3 protein-coding genes are annotated in these 4,042 nt (G+C 68.3%); all 3 read left to right on the top strand.

Features of this window, described 5'->3' with window-relative positions:
* Positions 1–295 precede the first annotated feature (295 nt).
* Positions 296–1,117 carry an oxidoreductase gene (locus FV218_RS21975; RefSeq protein ID WP_147711550.1) on the top strand — a complete coding sequence of 274 codons (822 nt, stop codon included), beginning with the start codon at positions 296–298 and terminating at the stop codon, positions 1,115–1,117.
* 513 nt (positions 1,118–1,630) lie between these two features.
* Positions 1,631–2,854 (top strand): FAD-dependent monooxygenase, encoded by a 1,224-nt coding sequence (locus FV218_RS21980; protein ID WP_056096514.1) that lies wholly within the window; start codon positions 1,631–1,633, stop codon positions 2,852–2,854.
* 273 nt (positions 2,855–3,127) lie between these two features.
* Entirely contained in the window at positions 3,128–3,367 is a 240-nt protein-coding gene (locus tag FV218_RS21985; RefSeq protein WP_056096774.1) for a hypothetical protein, read from the top strand.
* Positions 3,368–4,042: the final 675 nt, after the last annotated feature.

Below are 4,042 nucleotides of genomic sequence, written 5' to 3' on the forward strand. Positions count from 1 at the left end.
CCGCAAACCCGCTCCCCTGACCCTGCGCCGCCGGGCATTCTCGCCGATCCGCGTCCTTGCCCGTGTGTCCCCTTGCCCGTGTGTCCCCTTGCCCGTGTGCCCCCTTGCCCGTGTGCGACGACGCGGGCTCTTCCTTCGGGACGGGTCACACCGCGCTCATTCCCCGGGAACCGCCTCGCCCCCGGGGACCGCGTTGCGTGCCGCGTCCCACCCATCGAGCCTTGCATTTTAAAATGATGATCGTAATTTAAAACCACGGGCCGGCCGGTGGGATGCCGCGTCGAAGGAGAGCATCGTGAGCCACATGTCCATCAAGACCGCCATCGTCACCGGGGCGGCGTCCGGCATCGGAAAGGCGACGGCGCAGGCCCTGCGGGTCGCCGGCTACCGCGTCTACGGAACGAGCCGGAAACCCGTGCCGGATGCCGGCCCCGACCTCAGGATGCTGACCTGCGACGTGACCGACGACGCCTCGGTCGCCGGGATGATCGAGACGGTGTTCGGCGAGGCGGGGCGCATCGACCTGCTGGTCAACAACGCCGGCTTCGGTATCAGCGGCGCCGCCGAGGAGTCGTCGGTCGAACAGGCCCAGGCGATGTTCGACGTCAACCTGTTCGGCGTCGTCCGCACGACCCGCGCCGTCCTGCCGATCATGCGGTCGCAGAAGGGCGGTCGCATCATCAACATCAGTTCGGTTCAGGGGCTGATCCCGGCGCCCTACATGGCGCTGTACGGCGCGAGCAAGCATGCGGTCGAAGGCTACTCCGAGTCGCTGGATCACGAGATCCGCGGCCAGGGCATCCGGGTGGTGCTCGTCGAACCCGCCTTCACCCGCACGGCCTTCGACCGGAACCTGGTCCGGTCCGACACGCCGCTGGACATCTACGAGACCGAGCGCGCCGGGCGGGACCGGTTCCTGCGCGAGGTCATGACGACCGCGGACACCCCCGAGGTCGTGGCGAAGGCCGTCGTGACGGCCGCGACCGCGGCGACCCCCAGGCGCCGCTACGCCGCCGGACCGGTGGCGCGGCAGGTCAGCCTGCTGCGGCGTTTCGTGCCGGCCAAGGCCTTCGACAAGAGCTTCCGAAAGCAGATGGGCCTTCCCCGGCTCTCCTGAGGATCACCCTACGGCCCCAGGCGGCGGACGGAGCGCGGTCGGTGGCGTTCGCCGAGCCCAGGCTGGCACGGCCGACGGGAGGGCGGTGCCCGCGCGCAGGGCGGCCGGGGCGCGCGATTCCGGTCCGACGATCATGGGATGTCCTCGGGGTCCGAAGCGGAGCGTCCGTCCGGCGGGCGGGTCCTCGACCAAGGGCACGACGCCTGCACGGTGCCGTTCCAACGCGGGGCCGTCGCCGGCATCGTCGGATGGGGGGATGGACGGCATCGACAGGGCGCGGGAGATCTGCCACCGCCATGCCGGTGGTCTTCGCTTCGGGCTACAGCCGCGCGCTCGCGGAAGAGGGGACCCACGGAGTCCCGCTCCTCGAAAGCAGCATTTGATCGCGGATCTAGCCCACATCCGTTCACGGGCGGTGAATCGGGCATCGGTGGGACAATGAGACCCGGACCCAGGACACCCGGACCGAGGACACCCGGACCCAGCGTGTCGCATAGCCGGGAGCCCCTCTCAATGAGCCGTCGTATCCTGATCACCGGCGCCAGCGTGGCCGGCAACACCCTGGCCTGGTGGCTTGGACGCCACGGCTTCGACGTCACCGTCGTCGAGCGCGCATCCGGTTTCCGAGACGGAGGACAGAACATCGACGTCCGCGGGGTCGGGCGCGAGGTGCTGCGCCGCATGGGTCTGGAACGCGCGGCGCTCGACCAGGGCACCGGCGAAGAGGGCACTGCCTGGGTCGACGGGCGCGGCCGGGCGGTCGCGCGGTTCGCCATGGATGCCAGCCTCGGCGACGGTCCGACCGCGGAGATGGAGATCCTCAGAGGCGACCTGGCGCGGCTCCTCTACGATCCGGCCCGGGAGCACGCGATCTACCGTTTCGGCGATCATGTCATCCGGATCGACGAGGCGGCCGACGCCGCGACGGTGACCTTCGCGGGCGGCACGGTCGAACGCTACGATGCCGTCCTCATCGCCGAGGGCGTGGGCTCGACGACCCGCGAGCTGGTGTTCCCCGGCGCGAACGATCCGCGTTGGATGGATCTGACCATCGCGTACTTCACCATCCCCCGGACCTCCGACGACGACCGGATGTGGCGGTGGTTCAATGCACCGGGCGGACGCAGCATCTCCCTGCGTCCCGACAGGCACGGCACGACCCGCGCGATGCTGTCCCTCCGGCAGCCCCCCGGCGGCGAGCAGGACTGGGATGCGGTCCGGCAGAAGCGATTCCTGCGGGAGCGCTTCGCCGATGCCGGTTGGCAGGCGGACCGGGTCCTCGCCGGCATGGAAACCACCACGGACTTCTATTTCGACGCCCTTCGCCAAGTGAGGATGACGCGATGGTCCGGCGGGCGTGTCGCGGTGACCGGTGACGCAGCCTGGTGCGCCACGCCGCTGGCGGGCATCGGCACGACGCTGGCCATCACGGGCGCCTACGTCCTGGCGGCCGAACTGGCGCGACACGACGACGTCGCCCCGGCCTTCGCTGCCTACGAGCGTGCCATGCGTCCGATGGTCGAGGATGGGCAGGGTGTACCGAAGATTGCGCCGAAGATCATGAACCCGCGGAGCCGGCTGGGTATCGGTGTCCTCCACGGCGTGCTTCGGATCGCGAGCCGGCCCGGCATCCGCCGTCTGGCCTCCCGGTTCTCCACCGGCCGATCCAAGGAGCCGGACCTCTCCGGGTACCCGGCGCCTGCCGTCGCTCGACAGGATAGGGGCGACAGCCCCTGACCGTCTGACTCAGTCCAACCCGTGGGGAGCTGCGCAGCTGGAGGCCGGTTCGTCCCGTCGACCGCCGGTCGGCTTGCGAGGACAAATCCGGATGCGCGGACATTGCCGTCCGATCGGTCTCGAACCGTCCACGCATGAGAATTCCGCTTTCACATCAGCGGGCGGAGCGATCTCGGTTCTCTCCGAAACCTGTCAATTCGGCAGTTGGCTGCTCTTTGTCGGATCAGGTAATGGCACCCTGATCGAGACCTGATGAACGGGAAGAAGATCGCAATGGATGAGTTGAACGGGCGCGTGATCGCCCTTCAAATTCTGATCACCGGCCTGATCGCCCAGGTCGCGAGCGACAAGCGTGATCCGGTCGGCTTCCTGACGGGATTCCGCGACGAGGTGCGTGCCGTGGTGGCGGGCGTCCGGATTGCGGGGGGAGGCGATGCCGCCGACGTCCGTGCCACCGCCCTCAGCACGGTGGACGAATTGTTCTCCCTGCTGAAGCCGCCGAGCGGCGATTGAGCCTGGGTCAGTCGAGGGAGCGCGCACGTCGGAAACGCCGATCTAATCCCCTGCATACCGGGTTCATTGGGGATTGATGTATTTGCGCAACGATCCTCCCGCGGGCTCCCCGAGCGACCGGGCTCTGCCGCGTCGGCACGTCCACACAACCGCTAAGGTCCAACAGGCGCATTGTTTTCCGCTATCTTTAGGATTGTTCTTATTCGAGCAAATTCGTGCTCCGATCTGGAGCGCCCGCCCAAGTTGCACCAAGCTGAATTCGACTTTCATTATCTTATTATGGTTCTAAGATATAGTCGTTGACCGGGCAGGTGCGCGGATGCTTGGGGGTCCAGGTGCGTTCAGAGTTCATCGACTTGAGCTCCGCATCAGGAACTAGACGATGCATGCGCAGGTCAAAGCCCCTCGATCCCTCCGTAATCTAGCGCTCCGGGAGTCGGGGGTCGGTCAGGATCAGGCCAAGACTGTCACGCTGGCCTGTGTCATTGCCGCCGGCTCGATCGGGGGCGCCCAGGCTCAAGGGGCTCCGGCCTCGGCTCTCCCGGCCGTGACCGTCGATGCACCGGTCGCCCGGCCCCGCCCTCCGGCGCCCAGGCCCAGCGTCGCCCAGGTCCGGGCTCGCACCGCCCTGCGCCAGGTGGTGCGCACCCGCCGGGTCGCCGCCCCGCCCGTCGC

Source organism: Methylobacterium sp. WL69, from assembly GCF_008039485.1.
Taxonomy (GTDB): Bacteria; Pseudomonadota; Alphaproteobacteria; order Rhizobiales; family Beijerinckiaceae; genus Methylobacterium.

Excerpts from the sequence above, each read along its gene's own strand:
- FV218_RS21985 (WP_056096774.1), top strand. The coding sequence starts at position 3,128 with ATGGATGAGTTGAACGGGCGCGTGATCGCCCTTCAAATTCTGATCACC.
- FV218_RS21980 (WP_056096514.1), top strand. The coding sequence starts at position 1,631 with ATGAGCCGTCGTATCCTGATCACCGGCGCCAGCGTGGCCGGCAACACC.